This window comes from Vreelandella neptunia, from assembly GCF_022489065.1.
Lineage (GTDB): Bacteria > Pseudomonadota > Gammaproteobacteria > Pseudomonadales > Halomonadaceae > Vreelandella > Vreelandella neptunia_A.
The window spans coordinates 1-24,005 of the sequence record NZ_JAKVTW010000003.1; the positions used below are offsets into that span (position 1 = coordinate 1).

The 24,005-nt window shown below is 52.5% G+C and carries 23 protein-coding genes; 10 read left to right on the plus strand and 13 right to left on the minus strand.

Annotation, left to right across the window (positions count from 1 at the left end; genetic code table 11):
• From MLE19_RS06230 to MLE19_RS06240, 3 genes are all read right to left on the minus strand, one after another.
• Positions 1 to 1,347 (minus strand): GAF domain-containing protein (locus MLE19_RS06230; protein ID WP_240717205.1); only part of this gene is annotated, 1,347 nt, incomplete at its 3' end.
• Positions 1,348 to 1,379: 32 nt separating this feature from the next.
• Positions 1,380 to 3,032 (minus strand): diguanylate cyclase, encoded by a 1,653-nt coding sequence (locus tag MLE19_RS06235; protein ID WP_240717206.1) that lies wholly within the window; start codon positions 3,030 to 3,032, stop codon positions 1,380 to 1,382.
• Positions 3,025 to 3,414 carry a response regulator gene (locus MLE19_RS06240; protein ID WP_240717207.1) on the minus strand — a complete coding sequence of 130 codons (390 nt, stop codon included), beginning with the start codon at positions 3,412 to 3,414 and terminating at the stop codon, positions 3,025 to 3,027. The genes MLE19_RS06235 and MLE19_RS06240 overlap by 8 nt, the downstream gene beginning before the upstream one ends.
• 513 nt (positions 3,415 to 3,927) lie before the next feature.
• On the opposite strand from MLE19_RS06240, the gene MLE19_RS06245 reads away from it, so the two are divergent.
• Both MLE19_RS06245 and MLE19_RS06250 read left to right on the plus strand, forming a co-directional pair.
• Complete coding sequence (locus tag MLE19_RS06245; protein WP_240717208.1) at positions 3,928 to 4,965, plus strand: CNNM domain-containing protein; 1,038 nt, start codon at positions 3,928 to 3,930, stop codon at positions 4,963 to 4,965.
• A 217-nt stretch (positions 4,966 to 5,182) separates the two neighbouring features.
• Entirely contained in the window at positions 5,183 to 5,833 is a 651-nt protein-coding gene (locus tag MLE19_RS06250) for a peroxiredoxin (protein ID WP_240717209.1), read from the plus strand.
• 57 nt (positions 5,834 to 5,890) lie between these two features.
• On the opposite strand, the gene MLE19_RS06255 is transcribed toward MLE19_RS06250, so the two are convergent.
• The 3 genes from MLE19_RS06255 to MLE19_RS06260 all read right to left on the minus strand — a co-directional run bounded on the left by MLE19_RS06255 (position 5,891) and on the right by MLE19_RS06260 (position 8,174).
• A complete protein-coding gene (locus MLE19_RS06255; protein WP_240717210.1) occupies positions 5,891 to 7,159 on the minus strand; it encodes a methyl-accepting chemotaxis protein in 1,269 nt (422 codons plus the stop codon).
• A gap of 171 nt (positions 7,160 to 7,330) precedes the next feature.
• Positions 7,331 to 7,534, minus strand: a complete 204-nt coding sequence (locus tag MLE19_RS23020) for a zf-HC2 domain-containing protein (RefSeq protein ID WP_306420901.1) — start codon at positions 7,532 to 7,534, stop codon at positions 7,331 to 7,333.
• Between the two features lie 16 nt (positions 7,535 to 7,550).
• On the minus strand, positions 7,551 to 8,174 hold the full coding sequence (locus MLE19_RS06260) for a sigma-70 family RNA polymerase sigma factor (RefSeq protein WP_240717211.1): 624 nt from the start codon (positions 8,172 to 8,174) through the stop codon (positions 7,551 to 7,553).
• A gap of 112 nt (positions 8,175 to 8,286) precedes the next feature.
• On the opposite strand from MLE19_RS06260, the gene MLE19_RS06265 reads away from it, so the two are divergent.
• Positions 8,287 to 9,063, plus strand: a complete 777-nt coding sequence (locus MLE19_RS06265) for a ZIP family metal transporter (RefSeq protein WP_240717212.1) — start codon at positions 8,287 to 8,289, stop codon at positions 9,061 to 9,063.
• Between the two features lie 7 nt (positions 9,064 to 9,070).
• Here the strand turns inward: MLE19_RS06265 and MLE19_RS06270 are convergent, their stop codons facing one another.
• Positions 9,071 to 9,550: a MerR family transcriptional regulator gene (locus MLE19_RS06270; protein ID WP_240717213.1), complete on the minus strand. Its 480-nt coding sequence runs from the start codon at positions 9,548 to 9,550 to the stop codon at positions 9,071 to 9,073.
• Between the two features lie 68 nt (positions 9,551 to 9,618).
• Between MLE19_RS06270 and MLE19_RS06275 the strand changes: the two genes are divergently transcribed.
• Positions 9,619 to 11,790 carry a heavy metal translocating P-type ATPase gene (locus tag MLE19_RS06275; protein WP_240717214.1) on the plus strand — a complete coding sequence of 724 codons (2,172 nt, stop codon included), beginning with the start codon at positions 9,619 to 9,621 and terminating at the stop codon, positions 11,788 to 11,790.
• A 44-nt stretch (positions 11,791 to 11,834) separates the two neighbouring features.
• On the opposite strand, the gene MLE19_RS06280 is transcribed toward MLE19_RS06275, so the two are convergent.
• Positions 11,835 to 12,848 (minus strand): isocitrate dehydrogenase, encoded by a 1,014-nt coding sequence (locus MLE19_RS06280; protein ID WP_240717215.1) that lies wholly within the window; start codon positions 12,846 to 12,848, stop codon positions 11,835 to 11,837.
• A 542-nt stretch (positions 12,849 to 13,390) separates the two neighbouring features.
• On the opposite strand from MLE19_RS06280, the gene MLE19_RS06285 reads away from it, so the two are divergent.
• The 3 genes from MLE19_RS06285 to cfa all read left to right on the plus strand — a co-directional run bounded on the left by MLE19_RS06285 (position 13,391) and on the right by cfa (position 17,085).
• A complete protein-coding gene (locus tag MLE19_RS06285) occupies positions 13,391 to 14,881 on the plus strand; it encodes a SulP family inorganic anion transporter (protein WP_240717216.1) in 1,491 nt (496 codons plus the stop codon).
• A 19-nt stretch (positions 14,882 to 14,900) separates the two neighbouring features.
• Positions 14,901 to 15,758, plus strand: coding sequence for a universal stress protein (locus MLE19_RS06290; protein WP_240717217.1), 858 nt, complete (start codon positions 14,901 to 14,903; stop codon positions 15,756 to 15,758).
• Positions 15,759 to 15,924: 166 nt separating this feature from the next.
• Positions 15,925 to 17,085: a cyclopropane fatty acyl phospholipid synthase gene (cfa, locus tag MLE19_RS06295; protein ID WP_240717218.1), complete on the plus strand. Its 1,161-nt coding sequence runs from the start codon at positions 15,925 to 15,927 to the stop codon at positions 17,083 to 17,085.
• Positions 17,086 to 17,102: 17 nt separating this feature from the next.
• Here cfa and MLE19_RS06300 read toward each other — a convergent pair whose 3' ends face one another.
• Genes MLE19_RS06300 through crcB (MLE19_RS06310) form a run of 3 tightly spaced genes read right to left on the minus strand, consistent with a single transcriptional unit; the run spans position 17,103 to position 18,873 of the window.
• Positions 17,103 to 18,059 carry an arsenic resistance protein gene (locus tag MLE19_RS06300; protein WP_240717219.1) on the minus strand — a complete coding sequence of 319 codons (957 nt, stop codon included), beginning with the start codon at positions 18,057 to 18,059 and terminating at the stop codon, positions 17,103 to 17,105.
• 29 nt (positions 18,060 to 18,088) lie between these two features.
• Positions 18,089 to 18,475 carry a fluoride efflux transporter CrcB gene (gene crcB, locus MLE19_RS06305; protein ID WP_240717220.1) on the minus strand — a complete coding sequence of 129 codons (387 nt, stop codon included), beginning with the start codon at positions 18,473 to 18,475 and terminating at the stop codon, positions 18,089 to 18,091.
• Positions 18,472 to 18,873 (minus strand): fluoride efflux transporter CrcB, encoded by a 402-nt coding sequence (gene crcB, locus MLE19_RS06310; protein ID WP_240717221.1) that lies wholly within the window; start codon positions 18,871 to 18,873, stop codon positions 18,472 to 18,474. The genes crcB (MLE19_RS06305) and crcB (MLE19_RS06310) overlap by 4 nt, the downstream gene beginning before the upstream one ends.
• A 171-nt stretch (positions 18,874 to 19,044) precedes the next feature.
• On the opposite strand from crcB (MLE19_RS06310), the gene MLE19_RS06315 reads away from it, so the two are divergent.
• Positions 19,045 to 19,899: a universal stress protein gene (locus tag MLE19_RS06315; RefSeq protein WP_240717222.1), complete on the plus strand. Its 855-nt coding sequence runs from the start codon at positions 19,045 to 19,047 to the stop codon at positions 19,897 to 19,899.
• 11 nt (positions 19,900 to 19,910) lie between these two features.
• Here the strand turns inward: MLE19_RS06315 and MLE19_RS06320 are convergent, their stop codons facing one another.
• Entirely contained in the window at positions 19,911 to 21,107 is a 1,197-nt protein-coding gene (locus MLE19_RS06320) for an MFS transporter (protein ID WP_240717223.1), read from the minus strand.
• A gap of 66 nt (positions 21,108 to 21,173) precedes the next feature.
• Here MLE19_RS06320 and MLE19_RS06325 point away from each other — a divergent pair, with 66 nt between their 5' ends.
• Positions 21,174 to 21,515 carry a TraR/DksA family transcriptional regulator gene (locus tag MLE19_RS06325; RefSeq protein WP_240717224.1) on the plus strand — a complete coding sequence of 114 codons (342 nt, stop codon included), beginning with the start codon at positions 21,174 to 21,176 and terminating at the stop codon, positions 21,513 to 21,515.
• 25 nt (positions 21,516 to 21,540) lie between these two features.
• On the opposite strand, the gene MLE19_RS06330 is transcribed toward MLE19_RS06325, so the two are convergent.
• Positions 21,541 to 23,226 carry a 2-isopropylmalate synthase gene (locus MLE19_RS06330; RefSeq protein ID WP_240717225.1) on the minus strand — a complete coding sequence of 562 codons (1,686 nt, stop codon included), beginning with the start codon at positions 23,224 to 23,226 and terminating at the stop codon, positions 21,541 to 21,543.
• 216 nt (positions 23,227 to 23,442) lie between these two features.
• Here MLE19_RS06330 and MLE19_RS06335 point away from each other — a divergent pair, with 216 nt between their 5' ends.
• Positions 23,443 to 23,928, plus strand: coding sequence for an Lrp/AsnC family transcriptional regulator (locus tag MLE19_RS06335; protein ID WP_240717226.1), 486 nt, complete (start codon positions 23,443 to 23,445; stop codon positions 23,926 to 23,928).
• The last annotated feature ends 77 nt before the right edge of the window (positions 23,929 to 24,005 follow it).

Sequence of the window (24,005 nt, forward strand, 5' to 3'; positions counted from 1 at the left end):
ATCGAAACTTTCTGTTCTTGCCAGACCGCTAGAAAAGTTTAGGGTGCCAAAGCTCTGACCTTCTACCTCAATGACGATGCCGGCATAGGTACCTAACGGGTGCGATTGATAGCAGGGGTGATTGCGGAATTTGCTTCTTTCAGCATTAGCGAGGAATAGCTCACGTTGCTCTTTATCCTTTCCAGAAAAAATAAGTTGGCACCACGTCTGACCTAACATAAATGTCTGACCAGCAGTTAAAGCGATGCCTGCGTCGGCATCCATCCAGCGAACCGTATACACGGTGCTCTCAATCTGACTGAGAATCGCCAGATCCATTTTTAGGTATTGCCGGGATATCTCAAGGGCGTGGTTGATTTTTCCGTCCAATGTATCCTGTGAGGAAAAAGCAATGTCGTTGAGTAATAACAGTGCGTCGTGGTGCTTGTTTAATTGACTGACGGTATTCTTTTCACGGGTTATGTCGACAATAAAGCCTTCCAAAATAGCAGGATGCCGCGCATCATCTTTAACGCATTTGCCCCGCTCTTCCACCCAGCGCCAGTTGCCATCACGGTGTTGAATACGATATTCAAGGTGCCATTCTGTATTGTTAGCCATTGCTGCTGTTACCGCATTTTCCAGCGCTGGAGCATCGTCTGGATGAATTAGGTCTGCGTAGCAAATGCCTTTGTTACCAATCAGCTCTTCAGCTGGATAGCCACTTACTCGATCCACCTGCCCGCTGATGTACAGCATTGTCCAGTGCTCATCGGGTAGGCAGCGGTAGGTTACGCCGGGCATGTTGTTGATCAACGATGCCATCGCATCTCGGCTGGCCGTTAGTTCAACTTCTAGATTTGAGCATGATTGTCGCTTTATCTCATCGGCGTGTATTAGCTGTTCCAGAGTAGCCGCCAAATCGCTAAGCATAGCCACTTGTTGGGGTGCAAAGCGCTTGGGTTGTGTATCAATTAGGCATAGCGTGCCAATGCGGTAGCCGTTAACCGTATGCAACGGTACCCCCGCGTAAAAGCGTATATTCGGTGTATTAGTGACAAAAGGGTTGTCTGCAAAGCGGGGGTCTTTAAGGGTGTCTTCGACAATCAATGGCGAGCTGGTCAGGATGGCATGACCACAAAATGAAATGTTGCGTGGTGTTTCTGTCGCCTCAAGTCCTTGATGCGATTTAAACCGCTGTGAATCTCCATCAATTAATGAGATCAATGAAATAGGCACTGAGAAAATTTGACGAGCTAAGCGGGTAAAACGATCAAAACGTGCCTCTGGCCCGTCATCTATTAAATGTGTTTCATCCAGCGCACGCTGACGCTCATGTTCATTTTCTGGTATTGGTGGAGCCTTCATTTTAAACCTCGGCCGTCATATCGCTCTCAATACTAATTTGCAGCTAAACAAACGCGGTTTCGACCACTGTTTTTAGCTTGGTATAGCGCTCGATCTGCTCGGTTAAGTAGCGCTTCGGCCGTGTCATCGGGAAAATGTTGGTTATCTACCACGCCCGCAGACAGAGTGCAGGCAAATTGTTTGCCCCCTCCCGTAAACTGGATAGCGGCAAAGTCTTCACGGAGGCTATTGACCATGCGTAACGCATTGTCTGAAGTGCAATCAATCATCACTAGCGCAAACTCTTCTCCACCATAGCGACCGAGTTTATCGGTACTGCGAAAACGTTGGCGAAGTAGGGTGCCTACCGCAGCAATTACTAGGTCGCCAACGGCATGTCCATGTGTGTCATTAACTTTTTTGAAATGGTCTATATCGAGCATGACGACGCAGAACGTCTGAGCTTTCCGTTGTGTCAACTGCCACTGGTCTTGCAGCGCTTCTTTAATGCTGGCGTGCTTCAGAAGTCCGGTTAAACCATCTCGGTTTTTGGTATGTTCCAGGTTGCGTAGTCGCTTAACGCGGGATCGGCACAGATTGATCAGTAGGTTGCTATCGATAGGTTTTTCTAAAAATGCATCGCCCCCTTTGAGTAATGCTTGCCCTCGCAGCTCAGCATTGGATTCACCCGAAAGATAAATAACTGGCAATTGAGACCAACGCTCCATCTGCCCGAGGAGGGCGGCTAATTCTGGACCTGTGACATCTTGTAGCCAGAGATCCATTAAAATCAGTTCAGGGTTAAAATCATTGATTGCCTCAAACAGCATGCCGGGGTGGTCAAGCACCATTACCTGCATATTGGCTGCTTCCAGTACGCCTTGAAGGTGATGTGCCAGTTCGACATCGTTTTCAATAACCATCACTCGCTCTGGCACGGTATCTTTGGTTTTAATTAATTGGGCCACGTAGGAAGCGAGCTTGATCATATCAAGAGGTTTAACAAAATAATTGCTGCCGCCACTACGCAATGCGTGAAGACGGGCAGTGAAACTCTCTTCAGTGCCCGTAAACAATATGGGGCAGGTAAGGTCTTTTAAGCGTTCCTGCCAAAAGGCCACTGGGTTTATTTTGAGAGATTCTTGTTGAGTTGCACGATGGTCGATCAATAACACATCAGGCGTTGTTGTTTTATCTTGGTCGAGTTCTTTTGCATCACTGAAATGTCTTACTTGAAAGCCGAAGCTGTGGAGTTGCTGCACCATATACTCAGCTAACATGGCGTCGCGCTCGATTAACCAGATGCACGGTGCGCCGTTAATGTTTTCGACGCGGCTTGTTTCGATGCCCATTGCCGCTTTCTGGCTTTTATCCGTTTCGAGTGCGCTTTGCAATTGAGCTATCCATTCGCTAACCGGCAGCGGCTGTTTGTCATTGCTAGGCTGCTCCAGTACTTTTGCCACTTGCTGTTCTTGTTCTCGCGCCTGGCGGCCCAGCTGTACAAAACCGAAGGTGCCTGCCGACCCCGCTAATGAGTGCAACGCTGAATTTAATTGCTGAAGTGCTTCTAGGCACCTGGGTTCGTTTGCAAGTTGTCCAGCAATCTCGACAAGCCGCTCAAACTCCAAGGTAAGGCGCGTTAAGTAGGCCTCGGACAGTTTCTCAAGCCGAGCGCTTAACGCATGTGTATTACGTGAATCATCCATTGAAGGCCTTCCAGATTGCGCGAACGTCGTCTGCCAGGGTCATCGGATCAAAAGGCTTTGCTATGACGTCTGTAGCACCGATTTCCTTATAGCGCACCACCTCTTCTGGGTGGACTTTTGCGGTCATAAACGCCACGGCGGTTGATGCAGTGATATACCCTTGACGTCTAAGTTCTAGGAGGGTGGTGGGGCCATCCATGCCAGGCATCATTACATCTAGCAAAAACATCTGAGGGGCAAACGCTTCGACTTCATTTAATGCTTGTTGCCCAGATTCGCATGCTTTGAGGGTTAAACCACCTACAAGCTCAAGTGCCATGGAGGCAATATCGCGGATGTCGGGATCGTCTTCAACGTACATAACTCTCTCAAGTTTCTCCAAGCCATGTCTCCTGAAAGCTTTTTAATGAGTTTTATAAGTGGTTGTAAGCTACAAGAGTAATACTAATGTGGAGCCTTAAACAGTTTCCCCTGGATAAAGTTGTTACTAGCTAGATATGGGATCGTCGGCGAGCGCCTCAATAGAGTGAACATAGGACGGAATTTTATTCACGAGTTTGGTATGTGTATTTGCGGTGCCAACCCCATCACCGCGCTAGCGCTACTTAGAATGGCGATAGCAGTAAACATCATCATGACCAGCGCAGGGCCCCGCAATGTGACGGTGAGTATCGGGCCTATCAGTTACGATTGCAGGAGTTTTATCGAGAATGGAAAGCTGACTTGAGGATGGCGGATAGCGCGCTGTAGCGTACAAAAAAAGAGTGGTGTAACCGCTAGTGCTGGCTTCAAGGGTGAGCTGATCTACGTTGGTTAAGCGCACGCCATTTATAATTGTTGACATCCGACTCCATCGCCCCTATAAACACAAAATAATTCCCTACCTTAGGCCCTCATGTTCCTCCTGATCTCGATTGCCACGCTTTCGATCGCTTTATCCTTTCTATGTTCTATCCTCGAAGCAGCCCTGCTCTCCATTACGCCCAGCTATATTGCGAAGCTAAAAGAAGAGAAGCCAAAGCTACACGCCTCGCTGACGAAACTTAAAACCAATATTGACCGGCCACTTGCGGCTATTTTGACGCTCAATACGATTGCCCACACCGTAGGGGCAACCGCGGTGGGTGCTCAGGCGGCAATTGTGTTTGGTGAATCGTCCATCGCTATTGTGTCGGCGGTGATGACGATGCTGATTCTGATACTCTCGGAAATTATTCCGAAGACCATCGGCGCAACTTACTGGCGCGGTTTGTCCCCGTTTCTGCCCCGCTTATTGAAACCGATGATTTTGGGTCTACTGCCTTTTATCTGGATGTCAGAGCAGATTACACGTCGATTGGGTAAGTCAGAGCACGATGTCGATCTGCGCGATGAAATCAAAGTATTGGCTCGCGTAGGTCTGGAAGAGAAAGTGCTGGATGCCGATGAGTCACGCACGATTATCAACATGCTTAACTTGCACGACATTCTAGTAAGCAAAGCAATGACACCGCGTACCGTGTGCGAAACGGTACTGCCTGATATGACCGTATCGGTCTTTGATGAGCGGTACGGTAAAGCGCCGTTCACACGCTTTCCCGTGATGGATAACGGCGAGCAGGCGTTTGGCTATGTGCATAAAGCCGATATGTATCATGCAGACGATGCCAAAACGATGCGTGAACTGATGCATCCAATTGGTAGCGTGGATGTTTCGAATAACGTAGAGCATGTATTTACCTCCATGCTCAAAGATCACCTTCACATGCGGGTGGTCTATGATGAGCATGGCACCTTTGTGGGCTTGATTACGCTTGAAGACATTATCGAAACCATTCTGGGTCAGGATATTGTCGATGAGACTGACAATGTAGCCAATTTGCGGCATTACGCGAAACAGCAGTGGATCAAGCGCGTTAAGCGGGATGATAAAAACGCTAAAAAAGCTGAGTAATCCTTTTACAGCTATCGATGTGAAGCGGCGCCTAAGGGCGCCGTTTTGCGTTTTAAATCCAGCCACCATTAGGCTTTTACGATCGCGGTAGGGGCTCTAATTATCGAGAGTGAACGTTGTCTAATGATTCGCTGTCTTAGCGCTAAATGATCTATAGTGAAGGCGTTGACAGTCAAATAAGGTATTAGGGTGTTTAACGCCCATTAAGGAGGAAAGCATGTCATTACGTATCAATGCAGTCGTGCCTGATTTTGAAGCGGAAACAAGCCAAGGGCCGATTCGTTTTCATGAGTGGATTGGCGACAGCTGGGCGATCCTGTTTTCGCACCCTAAAGACTTTACGCCGGTTTGCACCACGGAATTTGGTGCCGTCGCTAAGCTCAGCGCTGAGTGGAAGAAGCGCGGTACCAAAGTGATCGGTGTGTCGGTGGATGGCGTTGAAGACCACAAGCGCTGGGGTAATGACATCCAAACCGTCAGCGGCAGCGAGGTTGATTTTCCAATTATCGCCGATGACGGCTTAACGGTGTCAAAACTCTATGACATGCTGCCAGAAGATGCCTACCTGCCTGATGGCCGTACGCCCGCAGACAGCGCAACGGTGCGCTCGGTATTCATTATCGGCCCGGATAAGCAGTTGAAGCTTTCGATGACGTATCCAATGACCGTCGGGCGCAACTTTGCGGAAATCCTACGCGCTCTGGATGCACTGCAGACCACGTCGAAACACGGTGTTGCTACACCGGCCGATTGGACAGTAGGCCAAGACGTTATCATTCCGCCGAGCGTCTCAAATGAAGATGCCAAGCAGAAGTATGGCGAGTACGAAACGGTTCTGCCTTACTTGCGTAAGACGCCGCTGCGTTGATAACTTGGTGTAAAGAGCGAAAAGCCAGCGCCTATGCGCTGGCTTTTGCATGGGGCATTAAGCGGACTCTAGCGCAAGCTGTTCAATAGACGTTGAAACACTGCGCGCCCCGGTGAGTATCTCATTGACGATAATCTCAATTTCCCCGACGCTGGCTTGGCTGGATTGACCCTGCTCCACTACCTGCTGCATGGCCTGAGTCGTTCGCTCAACCAAAGCACTGTTCTCTTTTAGCACCCGGGTAATATTCTCCACCGCTTCACTGGAGCCTTTGGCCAAACGGCGCACTTCGTTGGCCACCACCGCAAATCCACGGCCCTGTTCGCCTGCGCGGGCGGCTTCCACTGCGGCATTAAGCGAGAGTAGATTGGTTTGATTGGCGATTTGCGCGATGGTCGCGGTAATTTTATTGATTTGGTCGGCTTGCTGATTAAGAGCGGCGATCAACTGCTGTGCTTCGTTAAGAGTTTGCGTAGCTTGCGCTGAGTCTTCAAGTATTTGCTTGAGGTGTGTTAAACCGCTTTGCGCTATTTTTTCAGTCTGAGTCGATGAAGTTTGTGCCGTGTGAACGGTTACCTGGGCGGCTTCAGACGCTTGAACTGAGCGTGTAATATCGGTAGCAAATTTAACTACTTTGATGATTTGACCCTGCCCATCGTGGATAGGGTTGTACGTCGCTTCTAACCAAATGGTGTTGCCCCGGGCATCAATGCGCTCGAACTTACCCTGCATAAACTCACCGCGGCTTAAACGCTCCCAAAAGTCCGGATGTTGCTGATAAAAAACGGGCGAACAGAATTTACGGTGATGGACGTCACGTATTTGATCAATCGAGTAGCCCATTGTTTGCTCAAAGTTACTGTTTGCATCCAGTACATGCCCATCTGGGGTGAACTCAATCACTGCCATCGAGCTGTCTAAGGCCTGGAGAATTGCTCGTTCCCTAGCCGCATTCTGATGTTTTTGGGTGACGTCGCTAGCCACTTTTAAAACTTGTACAACGTTGCCGCGACGATTTTTAATCGGCAGGTAAGTTGCCTCAAGCCAAATTTCATCACCTGTAGAATTCAAGCGTCTAAAACGCCCTTGCTGACTCTCTCCGGCGGCCAGATTCTGCCAAAAAGACGTGTATTCAGGTTGGCTGCTCTCTTCCATAAAGCAGAACATACGGTGATGCTGCCCCACAATTTGCTTAAGCGAATAGCCGACGGCTTTCAAAAATAGCGGGCTCGCCTCTTTGATAACGCCATTGGGTGTAAACACAATACAGGCAGTGTGTTGCATTAGGGCGCTATAGTGAGGTGAGGGGCGTTGAAGGCTTAGCATTTAGGAAAAGTCTCTTTCGTACAGGGTTTGTATAGTTTTTTGAATCATAATAGACATGCAGCGTAAAATCACTTTTTTGTACCAACATAGTACAAAAAGTTATTTACAGAATGTAAAGATTGTTAGTGAGTAGAGCGGAAGAGGGACGCGATTATTGGTATTGGTACAGCGTTAATCGTCCTGTTCGCGTTCAGGCATACGGAGTGAGGCTGGATGGCGGTTGCCTATTTTATGTAACAGGTCAAACTGGCGGACGCAGTGGCGACAAGCTGGACATATTGAAAGATGAACCTTTAGGGCTATTTTTTCACGTAGGGATAACGCTTTTTCCAGCTTTAAAGACATTAACCCCGTGGCTTCGCGGCACATCAGCATAACAAGCTTCTCCAAGCTAATTTAACCAACCATGATCCAGGCACTCTCTTAACCGTAAACGCGCACGGTGTAAGATGACCCAGCAGTTGGTTTCAGTAATGCCGGTTTCCTTACAAATATCTGCGGTGGAAAGGCCCATCAATTCACGTAATGTGAAAACGCGAGCAATGCTGTCGGGTAAAGCGATCATGCAGGCATCAAATACCTGCCAAAAACGCTGGTTTTCCAATACCTGCTCCGGCTCGCCCCAGTGGCTTGGACGAGCAGCGTTCTGCCAGTGGCCATCAGATTGGAATAATCGATCAAGAGTATCGTCATCCAAATTCTGGTCTAGCGGTTGCCAAGTCCCTTGACGGCGCTGTTGGCGCAGTTGATCGAGAATTTTGTATTTTAAAATGCCAAACACCCATGTTTCGAACTCGGAACGTCCTTCAAAGGTTGCGCTTTTCTCAAATGCCGTAAGTAACGTTTCCTGTACAGCATCTTCAGCGGCGGTAGCATCACGCAGTTGTAGCCGCGCAAATGCTACGAGTCGTGGTCGTAGTTGGGTAAAGTGAGCGGCGGCTAAGGTGGCGGTGAGTGTCACATTGATCCTTTGCGTCAATGCCTTCAGGGCAGCCGTGCTGATGAAGGCGATCATTATTTTATTCATTGAGCGTTAGTGCGTTAAAGTACGTGTAGATATCACGATAGACAACAATACGTCGTTCTATTCTATGCCTTTCTGTTGATTAACCGAGTTTATGCTGTCCATGGAAAATACGTTGTTATTAGGGTTTTTGGGCAGCTTAACCGCCGGGTTGCTGACGGCTGTCGGCGCGCTACCGGTGCTGCTAGGAAAAACGCCTAGTCGTGGCTTTCGCGATTTAGCGTTGGGTTTCGCCGCTGGGGTAATGCTGGCAGCCTCCTTCTTCTCGCTGATTATTCCAGCGCTGGATGCTGCGGAAATCTATTATTCCGGCGGCCCCGTGCCTGCCGCAATTGTGTGTATCGCTATTCTGCTGGGAATGGGCGCCATTGCGCTACTTAACGAACATCTACCCCATGAGCATTTTGCGCAAGGACGCGAAGGGCCGGAGGCCGCCTCTCTGCGCCGTGTCTGGCTGTTTGTCTTTGCTATTACTATTCACAACCTGCCGGAAGGTATGGCGGTCGGCGTCGGTTTTGGGGCCAATGGGCTAGAGGGCGGCATGCCGCTGGCTATCGGCATTGGCCTGCAGAATATGCCGGAAGGGCTGGCCGTCGCGGTGGCTTTGATGGGCGAGGGTTACTCGAAGTGGCGCTCCTGGTCGATTGCTGCGCTAACCGGCCTAATCGAGCCCATCGGTGGGCTGTTTGGTGCCAGTATTGTTAGCGTTTCCCAAATACTGCTGCCCTGGGGCCTGGCCTTTGCCGCAGGTGCCATGCTGTATGTGATCAGTCACGAAATCATTCCTGAAACCCACCGCTGTGGGCACCAAAAGAAAGCCACGTTTGGCTTGGCGATGGGGCTGGTGATTATGCTGTTTTTAGATGTGTGGCTGGGTTAAACCAGCGCTAACCTATTATATCCGCACCACCGTGAGGCCCCGCCTGATGGCACAGGCGGTGGTCGCTTAGCACATCAATGATATGGCACTGACCAACGCTGCCTCCCGCACAATGATTGATCATGCGTTTGAGCTCATCACGCACGGCGGTGAGTCTTGCAAGCCGTGCCTCCACCTCGGCCAGGTGGCGCTTGGCTAGCGTATCTACCTCTTCACAGGGCAGAGTGGGGCAATCCGCCATTTGTAAGAGCTCCCGTACCGCCTCAACAGAAAAGCCAAAATCCCGCGCATGGCGAATAAACGTCAAGCGGCGGATGGCGGTTGTGGTATAGCGCCGCTGATTGCCTTCGTTGCGTGGGGCTGACGGCAGTAGTCCGATCTGTTCATAGTAGCGTACCGTTTCGGGCTTGCAGCCGGACTCACGTGCCAACTCACCAATGCCAATATGCCGCTCCTGGGCGTGCTGCTCTGAGAGATGTTCTTTCATTGCTTGAACCTCTAGTGACTACAGGTATTACGCTGCTCTTAAGATAGACGAACTTGGAGCGAAGAGCGATGAGTGACATCACACCCGCTAACACCACACAAGCCAACACTGCACCTACCACCCTGCGCGTGCAGGGCATGGACTGCGGCGGCTGCGAACGTAAGGTCGAAGCAGCGCTAACGCGTTTACACCATGTTGAACAGGTGTCGGCGAGTTCTGTCACCGGCTCGGTTCGATTGACTGCCACGCCGGGGAAAACGCTACCCCGTTCCGAAATTGAGTCGACCATCACAGCCTTGGGTTATCAGGTAATTGATGAATCGGCGGACACGGCTGAATCGACAAAACACACCCCTTGGTGGAAAACACCTAAAGGGCGTTTAGTGCTGGTGAGTGGGGCGTTGCTGGCGCTTGCCTGGGCACTTAAATTTGCTTGGCCTAGCTTGGGCAATTGGCCCTTTATTGCGGCGACGCTGGTGGGTCTAGTACCGATTATTCAGCATGCCTGGCAAGCGCTCAAACTGGGCAATCCCTTCACCATCGAAATGCTAATGAGCATCGCTGCCTTGGGGGCGTTGGCAATCAATGCAGCCGCCGAAGCGGCGGTGGTGGTGTTTCTATTTGCCGTGGGTGAGCTGCTGGAGGGCGTTGCCGCAGCTCAGGCCCGGCGCAGTATCTCAGCGCTTTCAAAGCTGACACCTTCTACCGCGCGCCTGCTGGAACAGGGCGAAGTGCGCGAGATTGCTGCGGCCTCGCTCCAGCCCGGCCAGCGTGTGCAGGTACGCCCCGGCGATCGGTTACCCTGCGATGGGAAAATTGTGGCTGGCCACTCTTCAATCGATGAGTCGCCGGTCAATGGCGAATCAGTGCCTCGGGAGCGTAGCGAAGGTGAGCCAGTGTTTGCAGGTACCGTCAACTTGGATGGTGTACTTGAGGTAGAGGTAACCAAAAGTGCTGAAAACAACACCATCGCTCGAGTGATCAAGCTGGTGGAGGAAGCCCAGGCAGCAAAAGCACCGGTGGCCCGCTTTATTGACCGTTTTGCGTTTTACTATATGCCCGCGGTCGTCGGGGTGGCACTGCTGGTCGCTATCATACCGCCGCTGGTGTCGTCGATGCTGTGGTCAGAATCCATCTACCGCGCCCTGGCGCTGCTGCTAATTGCCTGCCCCTGTGCGCTGGTGATCTCGACGCCCGCTGCGATTGCGGCGGGGTTATCGGTGGGGGCTCGCAATGGCCTGTTGATGAAGGGCGGCGCGGTATTAGAGCAGTTAGGCAAGCTCAAACGAGTTGCACTAGATAAAACCGGCACGCTGACCGAGGGCAAGCCAGCGGTGACAGATGTAGAGAGCTTTGATGGCGTCGGTGACGGTGAAATAGTCCGCCTTGCCGCCGCCCTGGAGCAGGGTTCAAGCCACCCCCTTGCCGTGGCGATTAGTGACTATTTTCAAAATATTAACGGCCAGCAGCCAGAAGCTATTTTGCCTAAAGTCGACGGTGGCCGTGCGTTAGCGGGACAGGGCGTTGCCGGGCAGGTGGAAGGGCGTGAATTAATGCTAGTAAGTCCGCGCTACTTACAAACGCTCACCCAGCGCACCAGCAAGATTGACGCCCGCATTACTGCGCTGGAAACCCAGGGCAAAAGCCTCGCAGTTCTGTTAGAAAGCCAGCGGCCTATCGGTCTAATCGCCTTGCGGGATGAACCCCGTGACGATGCTCGCAAGGGCCTTCAAGCGTTAGAGCGCCTGGGCGTACAGGCAGTGATGCTCAGCGGAGACAATGCCCGTACCGTGGCAGCCATTGGGAAGCAGTTGGGTATTGAGGCAGAAGGCGAGCTGATGCCTGAAGATAAAGCTCAGCGTGTGCGCCAGTGGCAGGCAGCAGGGCTTGGCCCGGTAGGGAAAGTGGGCGATGGTATCAACGATGCGCCGGCACTCGCAGCGGCAGAAGTTGGCATTGCCATGGGCAGCGGCACGGATGTGGCGCTTGAAACGGCTGATGCGGCGTTGCTTAAAAACCGAGTGGGCGGTATTGCCGAGATGATCGCGCTTTCCCGGGCGACCATGCGCAATGTAAAAACCAATGTGGCGCTTGCGCTTGGCTTTAAAGCGCTGTTTTTGGTCTCTACGGCGTTGGGGATTACTGGGATGTGGGTCGCGGTGATGGCAGACACTGGGGCGACCGTGCTGGTCACCCTCAATGCGTTATACCTGTTGCGTTACCGTTTTAACGACGTTTAAAACGAAACGGCTCGTTAGCCCTAAACGTACTAACTCTGGACATACTAACTCTGGACGTACTCGACCAGCGCCTGGGCAAAGGAGTCGGTCGTGCCGGTGCCGCCCATATCGGGGGTGACCATGTCGCGGCGGGTTTCCAGAACGGTGCGAATACCCAGGCGGATTGCATCGCCTTTATCGTTCATGCCCAGGTGGTCGAGCATCTGCGCAGCGGCCAGTAGCAGGGCGCAGGGGTTGGCGATGTTTTTGCCTTCGATATCGGGTGCGGAGCCGTGTACGGCTTCAAAGATTGCCGCCTTCTCACCGATGTTTGCGCCAGGCGCCAGGCCCAAACCGCCCACCAAGCCCGCACACAGGTCAGAAAGAATATCGCCAAACAAGTTGGTGGTAACCACCACATCAAACTGATGCGGGTTCATCACTAACTGCATGCAGGCGTTATCAACGATCATCTCCTGGAATTCGATTTCGGGGTACTCTTTGGCGATTTCCCGCGCCACGTCCAAGAACAGCCCAGAGCTGGTTTTGATGATGTTTGCTTTATGTACTGCGGTGACTTTTTTGCGGCCGTTGTTTTTGGCCAGCTCAAAGGCGTAGCGCACGATACGCTCGGAGCCCTTGCGGGTGACTTTGATGACCGAAATGCCGGTGTCGCCGTCGTCGATCATCTCTTGGCCGTCGGAAAGATACGCGCCCTCGGTGTTTTCGCGTACCGTGATCATATCGATGTCATCGTAGCGCGAACGGGTACCGGGAAAGCTAATTGCAGGACGCACGTTGGCATAAAGGTCGAAGTGACGACGTAGCTGTACGTTAATCGAGGAGAAGCCCTTACCAATCGGTGTGGTTAGCGGACCTTTAAGCGCGATACCGTATTTCTCAATGGCATCCAGCGACGCTTGAGGAATCAGCGTCCCATGCTTTTCAAGTGCGCCTAAACCAGCGTCAATATGCTGGTAGGTTAAGCCGCAATCTAACGCGTCGAGTACCCGCAGCGTGGCATCCATAATCTCGGGGCCGATGCCGTCGCCCTTGATGACTGCAATAGATTGGCTCATTGACTGCTCCTCTTTAATCGGCAGGCGCGTTCAGTAAAGAATGGCGTGCCGCTTCAACGTGAAAAGTTGGGATTTAATGTCTCTTTTAGCGACACAATGGTACGCCAGAAGGGGGTGAAGGTCACTTTGCCTATAGTAGCGATTTATTACTGACTGCTAGAGCCGCTATAGCGGTGTTAGACGTTAGGTGCAACGAAGCAGGATTCCTGGTAAGCTATGGCGCTTTGTCGCACCACGCTTTCCTGAAAAGAATTTTGCCAATGACCGCATTGACTCATGAAAATTCAGGGCTGATGACTCCGCCCTAGCCCGCCAGTTCCCCTTCCAAAGGTGCTGATAGCGCATTCACTGTGCTGTCATCGCTTTGTGGTACTTACATTCTTAGTACCCAAATTTAGCAAAACCCAACGCTAGCTCAACACTATTTAAAATAAGAGAGCTGACCATCCCAGCGTGCTAATCGTTGGCAGCGTTCCACTCTGTTGGCGGCGCTGTCTGAACGCTTTTGGCCTGTTTTTAACCTAAAACCGTGGACCCCTCGCATGTACGAAAAGTTTAAACAATCCTGGCTCTCTAACCTCAAGGGCGACACCCTTGCAGGAATTGTCGTGGCATTGGCACTAATCCCCGAGGCCATTGCGTTCTCAATTATTGCCGGTGTCGACCCGAAGGTTGGCCTTTACGCCTCCTTCGCGATCTGTGTGATCATTTCCTTTACGGGCGGCCGCTCAGGCATGATTTCCGCGGCAACCGGCGCCATGGCGTTATTGATGATCACCTTGGTAAAAGAGCATGGTTTAGAGTACCTGCTGGCCGCCACTTTGTTGACGGGTGTGCTGCAGATTGTGGCAGGTTATCTAAAGCTTGCTGAGTTGATGCGCTTTGTATCACGCTCGGTGGTGACTGGCTTTGTCAACGCGCTGGCGATACTGATCTTTATGGCTCAGTTGCCAGAGTTAACCGATGTCACCTGGCACGTTTATGCTATGACCATTGCGGGCTTAGCCATCATTTACGGCTTCCCCTACGTGCCGGTAGTTGGTAAAGCCATTCCTTCGCCACTGGTATGTATTGTCGTGCTCACCGCCGTGTACATGTTGACCGGTATGGATATTCGCAGCGTTGGCGATATGGGAGAACTGCCTGATAGCCTGCCGATGTTCTTGTGGCCTGATGTACCGTTGAACTTCGAAACCTTCATGATCATCCTGCCCTATTCTCTAATGCTGACTGTGGTGGGTCTGCTTGAGTCGATGATGACGGCAACGATCATTGATGATTTAACCGACACCAAGAGTGATAAGAACCGCGAATGTAAAGGTCAGGGTATTGCCAATATTGGCGCTGGTCTTATTGGTGGTATGGCGGGCTGCGCCATGATTGGTCAATCCGTGATCAATATTAAATCCGGTGGTCGTCGTCGTACTTCAACTCTAATTGCCGGTATCGCACTGCTGCTGATGGTAGTCTTTCTGGCCGATTGGGTTTCCCAGATTCCAATGGCCGCGCTGGTGGCGGTAATGATTATGGTAGCAATCGGCACCTTTAGCTGGGAGTCGATTCGCGATCTTAAAAAGCATCCCATGAGTACCAATTTTGTCATGGTAGCTACCGTTATCGTGACTGTAGGTACTCACAACCTGGCGATCGGCGTATTTGTAGGCGTGCTGTTGGCGGCGATGTTCTTTGCTAACAAAGTCGGCAACATTATGTATATCGGCTCTAAAGAAGTCGTGCCGGGGAAAGAGCGGGAATACGATGTCGTTGGTCAGGTGTTTTTTGCTTCCTCCGAGCGTTTTATTGGCGCCTTCGATTTCAAAGAGAGCATCGATAAAGTCACTATCAATCTCTCCCGTGCGCACTTCTGGGATATTACCGCCGTGCAGGCTCTGGATCGTGTGGTGATTAAATTCCGCCGTGAAGGTACTGAGGTAGAGATGGTGGGCCTAAGCGAAGCCAGCGCGACGGTGGTGGATAAATACGCGGTTCACAACGACCCCGAAGCGGTTGAAAAATTGATGGGCGGCCACTAATCCCAGCAAGGAGAGCGATATGACTGAACAGGTTTTAGCCGCGATTGACGGCTCCCAGTTTTCTGAAGGTGTCTGCGATTACGCCGCCTGGGCCAGCTTGGCCATGGATGCACCGTTAACCTTCGTGCATGTGGTCGACAACCATTCAGAAGTGCCCGAAGAGCAGAACCTTTCCGGCAACCTACGATTCGGTGCCCGCGAACGGTTGATGAAAGAGCTTTCTGACCTCGATGAGCAGCGCGCTAAGGTGAATCGCGAACAGGGCAAGCTGATGCTGGAAGCGGCCAAAGAGCGGGCAATAGAGGATGGGGTCAGCGACCCCGTCACTCGCCAACGTAATGGCACCCTGGTAGAGAGCTTATTAGAGCTTGAGAAAGACATGCGGCTGTTGGTGTTGGGCAAGCGTGGTGAAACCGCTCACCAATCCAGTGGTCATCTTGGCTCTAACCTTGAACGGGTGGTGCGTGAACTGCACCGACCGATCCTGATGGTGCCGAAAACCTTCAAGCGACCTGAAAAGATCCTGATGGCATTTGACGGTAGCAAAACCGCCCGTAAAGGCGTTGAAATGCTGGCACGCTCGCCCCTTTTTGCGGGCACTGAGTGCCATGTGCTGATCGTGGGTGCGGAAACGGCTGAACACCGCTCCGAGCTTGAGTGGGCGTTAAGCACATTGCGTGAAGCAGGTCACCAGGCCGAAGGCGCTATTCGTGCTGGCGAGGTGGATGAAGCCCTTCAAGCCTACGAAAAAGAGCGCAGTATTGACCTGCTGGTGATGGGCGCCTACGGGCACTCGCGTATTCGCCACCTGCTGGTGGGCAGCACCACCACGGCCATGTTACGCGGAAGTCGTATTCCCGTTTTAATACTGCGCTAGCTGCAGCATGCGCTCCCAAGGGCCGGCCTACTCTGCGTGAGTAGGTCGGCTTTTTTGCGCGTGACAGTGTTAAAATTGTTCATTTAACAATGCTAATGTTGCAATGCGGTTCTATGCTGATAGTCAGGTTGTTACCTATTCAACGGAATAGCGCGAGGAGCCTACTTTGAACATACCCACGTTAGAAAAATCACCTCTTGGCTTCGACGAAGCCTCTTCATCCCATCGTTTTGTCGCCGATCTACTGGCCCAGGCCGATATTCAGTTGGATGGCCAGCGCCCTTGGGACATACAGCTAAAAGCACCTGGCGTTATTGATAGCGCTCTTTCGCGAGGTAATCTTGGGCTTGGCGAAAGCTATATGAACGGGGATTGGGACACTGAGCAGCTCGATGAGCTGTTTTATCGCTTGATGCGTACCCAGCTTGGTCAGCGTATTAAGCCCACCCAACTGGTTTATTACTCGTTACGTTCTCGCTTACTGAACCGCCAAACCGTTAAGCGGGCGTGGGAAGTCGGCGAAAAACATTACGACCTGGGCAATGATTTTTACGCTGCCATGCTCGATCAGCGTATGACCTATACCTGCGGCTATTGGAAAAATGCCCAAACATTAGATGATGCTCAGGAAGCCAAGCTAGACCTGATTTGCCGCAAGCTAGAACTAAAGCCCGGTATGCGTATCCTCGACATTGGCTGCGGTTGGGGGAGCTTTATGGCCTACGCTGCCGAACATTACGGCGTTGAGTGCGTTGGGCTTACCATCTCCAGAGAGCAAGCTGAGTTCGGTCAGCGGTTGATCAAAAAAGGCTTACCGATAGAGTTCCGCTTACAGGATTACCGTAATGAGCACGAACGATTTGACCGCATTGTCAGTATTGGCATGTTTGAACATGTGGGGCACAAAAACTATCGCGAGTTTATGACCGTCGCAAACCGGTGTTTAAAGGATGACGGGCTGTTTTTATTGCATACCATTGGCAAAAATTTAAGTAATACCGTGACCGACCCCTGGATTGATAAGTATATTTTTCCCAATGGGGAGCTACCCACGTTAGGGCTACTCACCGAAGCCTCAGAAGCGCTTTTCGTGGTAGAGGATATACATAACTTTGGGGCTGATTACGACCGCACCCTGATGGCCTGGTATCAAAATTTCGAGGCGCGGTGGTCATCGTTTAAAGCTCAGTATGGGGAACGTTTTTACCGCATGTGGCGTTACTACTTACTCAGTTGCGCCGGTGCTTTCCGCGCCAGAGAGCTCCAACTTTGGCAATTGGTAATGAGCAAGCAGGGGGTGCTGGGCGGTTATTCCCGGGTTAGCTAGTCGCTGTTTAACACAAGCTAGGGCTCCGGCAGTAACCTACTTGGCACCCAGCGTAGGAATGCCACCATGCCAAATAGCTCTACCAAAGATTGAAACACCACTACCACAACCGCCGCCTGCCAGGCGCTGGGTAGCGTCAGAGCGATGGGCAACATCACAAAGGAGTTTCGTGTGCCGAAGCTAAACGCTAGCGTTCTCGCGCTGGCGGTGGGCAGTTTAAACAGCTTGCCAAGCCCCTTACCCAATAGAGCCGCAAAGAGTAAAAAGCCAATAAAAATAAACACCACCTGAACCAAAACTTGGCTAAGACCGAATACAGTGTTGACCTGGGATGCGGCAATCATAAACACCACTAAGGCCAACAAGGGCACTGGCAGTAAACCCAGGTAATGCACGGTGTGTTTAATTGCCTTGTGGCGCTGGGCTGCATACTCGGTTAACCAGGCGAGTGCTAAAGGCGTGAGAATAAGTCCTGCAAAAGCACTAAGCAGCTCTGTAGAGAGCGTAAGACCAAACCACTCACTGCCCAAGAATAGCCACAAATAAATGGGTAATGCGATCATCTGCACCAGCAGCAGTAGCGGGGTGGCGGCAACCGCCCGAGCGCTATCCCCCTTACCTAAATGTGTAAAGGTAATAAACCAATCGGTGCAGGGAACCAGCAGAACCAGTAAAACGCCTGCCAGCACGGCGGGAGAAAGCGGTAGCCAAATAACGGTAAGGGCTAAAAAGGCCGGAATAGCAATAAAGTTACCGACCATCAGCGCGGCCATAAAGCGTGTGTCAGCGAAGCTACGGGCAATGTGCAGCAAAGGAATTTGCGTAAAGGTGGCGTAAAGTAGCGCTCCTAACAAAGGCCATAATAACTGTTCGAGAGGCTCGGCGAATTCCGGTGCTCTGATACCTAACGCTAACCCTAGTCCAATGAAAATCAGGTAGAGCCAAGACTGATGCTTTTCCATCTGATCGCGCATACTGGCTCGTCCTTTAACTGACGGTTTTGCTAACGAGAAAACGCCATGCGCTCACCCACGACGGCGGCGCCCAGCCAAAGGGGCAGGCTGACGAGAATATACAGCAGCGCAACAATGGGCTGGCCTAAGTGGAGAAGATGTAATGTCTCTAAGCTAAACAGCGAAAAAGTGGTAAAGCCGCCGCAAAAACCGGCGATCAGTAACGGTTGGAAGCGCGCTAGCTGGCTATGAGGGGATCGCGAGAGGGTGGCTGCCAACCAGCCGATGAGACAGGAACCCAATACGTTAACGATAAGTGTTCCCCAGGGGAAATAACCCCCTAGAGTTGCCTGAGATAATAACGAAACGCCGTAACGCAGCACGCTGCCTACGCCGCTGCCGATACCCACCGCAATGTATGCCTTCCAGGCGCTCATAAGGTCACTCCTGACAGAGAAGCGCCCGATGTCAACCAGCCAAGGGTGACCATCGCTAAGCCAAGCAACAGCGTGGCGCCAATATTGACGCTAGCGCGTAGCTGCTGGCTGTTCTGCCATAGCTCGATGGTCTGCAAGCTAAAAGAGGAAACGGTGGTGTAGCCACCCAGTAAACCAACGACTGAGAATAGCCATATCGGCGAGGGGAGGCTGGATAGCCCTTGGGTGCCAAGTAGCCAGCCGGCTAGAAAAGCGCCGCTGGCATTCACCGCCAGGGTACCCCATGGAAAGGCCTTACCGAGGTGGCGGGCGAGTAAGTTTGAAACCGCAAACCGGCCCATACCTCCCAGCGCGCCGCCTAGTGCGACTAACAGTACGCTTGTTAAGCCATGCCCCATGCTTTATCCCTTCGGTGACTACTTCAATAGGCCGCTAAGTTTAGCATGTGTATTTTATAACGTTCGACGCACGCAAGAGCGTTTTAGGGTGTCGCGGGTCAATGAGATCGTGTAGAAAAGGACGAGAATATAACAACAATGTTAATGCACTCGCTCAAGGAGAAGTGAACCATGTCTGATCGCGTATTAGCAGCTATTGATAGTTCTCAGTTTTCAGAAGGCGTATGTGATTACGCGGCGTGGGCCGCCAAAGCACTCAATGCTCCCCTCAGTTTTATCCACACAGTGGATAACCATGCCCAGGTAGCCGAGCCTGATTTAACCGGCAATCTTGGCTTGGGGACTCGTGAACACTTGTTGGAAAAACTATCAGGCATTGAAGAGGAGCATGCAAAAGTCTCCCGTGAACGCGGTCGCTTGCTGCTAGACGCCGCTAAAGAGCGAGCGGTCAGTGCGGGAATTGCCGACCCGCAAAGCTTGCAACGCAATGGCACGCTAGTCGAAACCCTGGTTGAAAATGAAAAAGAGGTGCGTTTGTTGGTCGTCGGCAAACGAGGTGAAACCGCTCATCAGGCCAGCGGTCATCTAGGTTCAAATCTTGAACGGGTGGTGCGGGAAATGCATCGTCCGATTCTTATGGTGCCGAAGCAGTTTACTCAGCCGCACAATGTGATGATGGCATTCGATGGCAGCAAGACCGCCCGTAAAGGCGTGGAGATGCTGGCTAAAAGCCCACTGTTCGAGGGGGCTACCTGTCACGTAGTGATTGTGGGCGCGGAAACCGCAGAAAACCGTTCACAGTTAAACTGGGCACTGGAAACCTTACGTGAGGCTGGCCACACCGCCGAGGGCGCGATTCGTGCAGGCGAAGTAGAAGAAACGCTACGCACTTATAAACAAGAGAATGACATTGATATGTTGGTGATGGGCGCTTATGGCCACTCACGTATTCGTCACCTGTTGGTCGGCAGTACCACGACGGCAATGCTGCGAAAAGCCCAGCTGCCGGTGTTGATTTTGCGCTGATTGAGGCACTTTTACGGCTCAGCCCTGATGTTGGAGGCTTCCCGCAGTACCCGCTGGGCCAGTAGCCAACCAGCAATGATAAACAGCAGCATGCCCAATAGAATCGCATGAAACGGAGCGCCTGCCCCAAGGGCTAACCCCAGCACGGCAGGCGCGATGCCGGTGGAGAACACCATGGCAGCGCTAAGCGCGGAGCGTACACGGCCTAGATTTTCAGCCCCCCAGAGCTTAATCAGCAGGCCTGAGGCGATAAGCTCTTGCGCGCCCATGGCCAAACCGCCGCCCACCATCAATGCCCAAATGCTGATATGCCCGCCAATGGTGAGTGCCATCACCATGGCAAAGGCGTAGGGGAGTAGGTAAAGGCGGGCTAGCTTTACGGGGCCCAGTTTATCCACCCAGCGGCCTCCTAATAAGGCCCCCGGCAGTTTGGCGATTCCCATACCGGTCAGCGCCAGGGCATAAACGGCCAGCGAGCTGTCCAGCGAATTGGTTAGCTGCGCTTGATAGATAAACAGCCCCGTCATGGTGATAGGAAGTGCCATCAGTAGCGGCATTAGCAGCCAAAAGCGTTTTTCACGGAAGGGGCGAGGGCCGTGTGGCGTTTGCTTGGTTGGTTTAACGCCCGGTGCGCTGGGCCAGGGGGCTTTTAGCAGCAGCCAAAGCCAAGGTAGAGCGATGACGCCACACAGCAGCCACCAGAAGGTTTGCCAACTGCTCCAGATAAGCGCGGCAGCAACTAACGGGGGCAACAGCGCTTCCCCTAGCGGAATGCCCAGGTTCGCCAGCCCAATGGCACGGCCGCGCATGGTGGTAAACTCCCGGGCGGCGAGGGTGTTACCCAAATGGGTCAACATGCCCTGGCCGCATAGCCGCACTATGCCAAGGCCGACTATCCCCAGCCACCACCAGGGCGATAAGGTAAGCAGCACAACGCCAGTTAACAACAGTGACAATATGACCGCCGCAAAGCGCCGGGGATTAATCCAATCAACGGAGGGCCCAAAGCGCAGCATACAGAAGCCCGCTATCAACGTCACAAAGGCATAGGCGGTGCCGAATTGGCCGACGCTAAGGCCAAGGTGGTCTGAAAGGGGCGCTTGAAAAAGGCCAATAAAGTAGCTCTGCCCAAGGCTTGAGCTAAACATCGCTAGAAAAGCGATACTGAGTACGCTGCGGTGATCGCGCAGCAGGGTGCGATAGCCCATCGAATAGTCCCTTACGCGATCAAACAAATTAGTAGGTTAACGATTGTAGGCTAATGGGAGGCACAGATGAATCACACTGAGGTGGATATTGCCGTTATCCGCGAGAAGTTGCAGACCCTTGACACCACGCTCCGTGAGGAGAGCGCCAGCAGTGAAGACTCACGCGATACTGTAATGTTGGATCAAACGTCGGTAGGGCGGCTGTCGCGTATGGATGCAATGCAGGGGCAGGCGATGGCCAAAGCAGGCGAGCAGCGCCGTCAGCTAAAGCTGAAGCAGATTGCCGCTGCTCTGCAGAGGATTGAGAGTGAAAGCTTCGGTGAGTGTATCGAGTGCGGCGAATGGATTGGAGCCAAACGCCTCACCTGGGATCCGCTAGTGCTGAAGTGTATTGAGTGTGCCGAATAAGCCCTGCCCCTTAGAGCCCAGCCGTTTACGCTTCGACGGCGGTTACTTTTTGTAGACGCGCTTCCACTGCCTGGGCTGCGTTAATGCCTGACAACAGCGCCTTGAGCGATGCACTCACCGTATCGCTATCCTCGGCCACCGCGCAGAGCCGCTGGCCATCGATATTGAGCTGCACAAAGGCGATGGCATTGGCTTCACTGCTGGCACCCAGGGAGTGCTCGCTGTAATCGATAATGCCTACGCTGCTGCCAGAGTGGCGTTGCCACGCATCGGTAAATGCAGACATTGCGCCGTTGCCCTTGCCAGAGAGAAGAAGCAACTCGTCGCCTTGGCGTAGCGTGACTTCAATGCCTTCCTGTTGGCCTTTTGAGAGCCGGTACTCCACCAGCGATAGCGGTGCTTCCTGGGTGAAATTGTCGAACATCACCTGACGAATCATTTCGCTGGAGAGCTCGCTGGCGCGCTGTTCGCTTTCCTGCTGCACGTAAGGGGCCAAGGCCAGCATCATCCAGCGCGGCAAGTTAATGCCGTAATCGCGCTCAAGCAGAAACGCCATACCGCCCTTGCCGGACTGACTATTGACGCGAATCACCGCCTGATAGTCGCGGCCGATATCGTGGGGGTCGATGGGCAGATAAGCCACTTGCCAAGGCTCGTCTGGCTTTTGATGTTTGAGGGATTTACGAATCGCATCCTGGTGGCTGCCCGAGAAAGCGGTATAGACCATCTCGCCCACCCAGGGGTGGCGCGGATGCATGGCGATACCGGTGCACTCGTTGACCACCTGGATAATTTCATCCGGATTGGAGAGATCCAACTGAGGATCAATGCCTTGGCTGTAGAGGTTCATGGCCAAGGTGACGATATCCATATTGCCCGTACGCTCGCCATTGCCTAGCAGGGTGCCTTCTACCCGCTCGGCACCCGCCAGCAGGGCGAGTTCTGCAGACGCCACCGCACCACCGCGGTCATTATGGGTATGTACCGAGATAATCACGCTGTCGCGACGGCTGATATGCTGGCAAAAGTACTCAATCTGGTCGGCGTGATGGTGCGGCCCTGCCACTTCCACCGTGGTGGGTAGGTTGAGAATGCACTTGTGATCTGGCGTTGGCTGCCAGACGTCCATCACCGCTTCGCAGATTTCCAGGGAGAAGTCGATCTCGGTGCTGGAGAAACTTTCCGGGGTGTATTGGAAACACCACTCAATGGCAGGGTATTGGTCGGCGTAGGTTTTGACCCAGGTGGCGCCTTGCACGGCGATATCGACAATCCCAGCTCGATCCATCTCGAACACGCGTTCGCGCTGTATGGTCGAGGTGGAGTTATAAAGGTGAACAATGGCGCGCTTGGCGCCGACCAACGAGGCAAAGGTCTTTTCAATCAGGTGTTCACGGCACTGCACCAGTACGGCGATGGTGACATCTTCGGGAATTTGATCTTCTTCAATCAGCCAACGCACGAAGTCGTAGTCGGGCTGGCTGGCGGAGGGGAAGCCCACCATGACTTCTTTAATGCCCACTTTAACGATCTGATGCCAAAAGCGCTGTTTCTGCTCAACGGTCATCGGCTCGAGTAACGCCTGGTTGCCATCGCGTAGGTCTTCGCTCACCCAGATGGGGGCGTGATCAAGATCACGATCCGGCCATTGGCGATTGAAAGCAGGCACACGGGGCGCGGGGCGATATTTGCGATGATCAAAAGCAGGCATGGCGGTCTTCCTAAAAGTGGAGGTCTTCCTGAAATCAATGGAGATCATAGGGACGGCTGCTTGTGGCATAAGCCGTATTCAACAGTTCACTGCTTTTGGCAGTTCACCCATTGTAAGGGGTTTATAGCGAAAGGTTATTGCTAAGATGTGGGCAATAAGGAGATAATTGGCAGAATATATCTTTTTAATTATTTTAATTGGCAGGAGCTGCTTGCTATGCCGGTAACACCACTTGCTCTGGATCGTTTTGACCGTCATATCTTAGATATTGTCCAACAGGAGGGGCGTATCAGTAACCAGGAGCTGGCGGATCGGATCGGGCTTTCGCCTTCGCCCTGTTTACGCCGTGTGAGGGCCTTGGAAGAGCACGGCTTGATACTGCAGTACCGCGCTGAAGTGGATGCCCGCCAGTTGGGCTACCAGCTAATGGCGCTACTGCACATCTCCATGGATCAGCACACGCCTGAGCGCTTCGATAATTTTGAACGCCATATTCGCGAGATACCCAATGTCATTGAGTGTCTGATCATTACTGGCCAGGCGGCGGATTTTCAGCTGAAGATTTTGGTGCGCGACATGGATGATTACCAGCACCTTTTGCTGCACGTGATTAATCGCATTGAGGGTGTAACCGGCGCGCATACCAGCTTTGTGCTGCGGCGGGTCTTTGAGCATCGCCCGGTGCCCACGGAAAGGCCGTGAGAGCGTTAATGCAACGGCCATGGTCAAAGGTGCGCAAAGCGGTTTAAACTGCTTTTTTTGAAATTATTGGGAGTTTG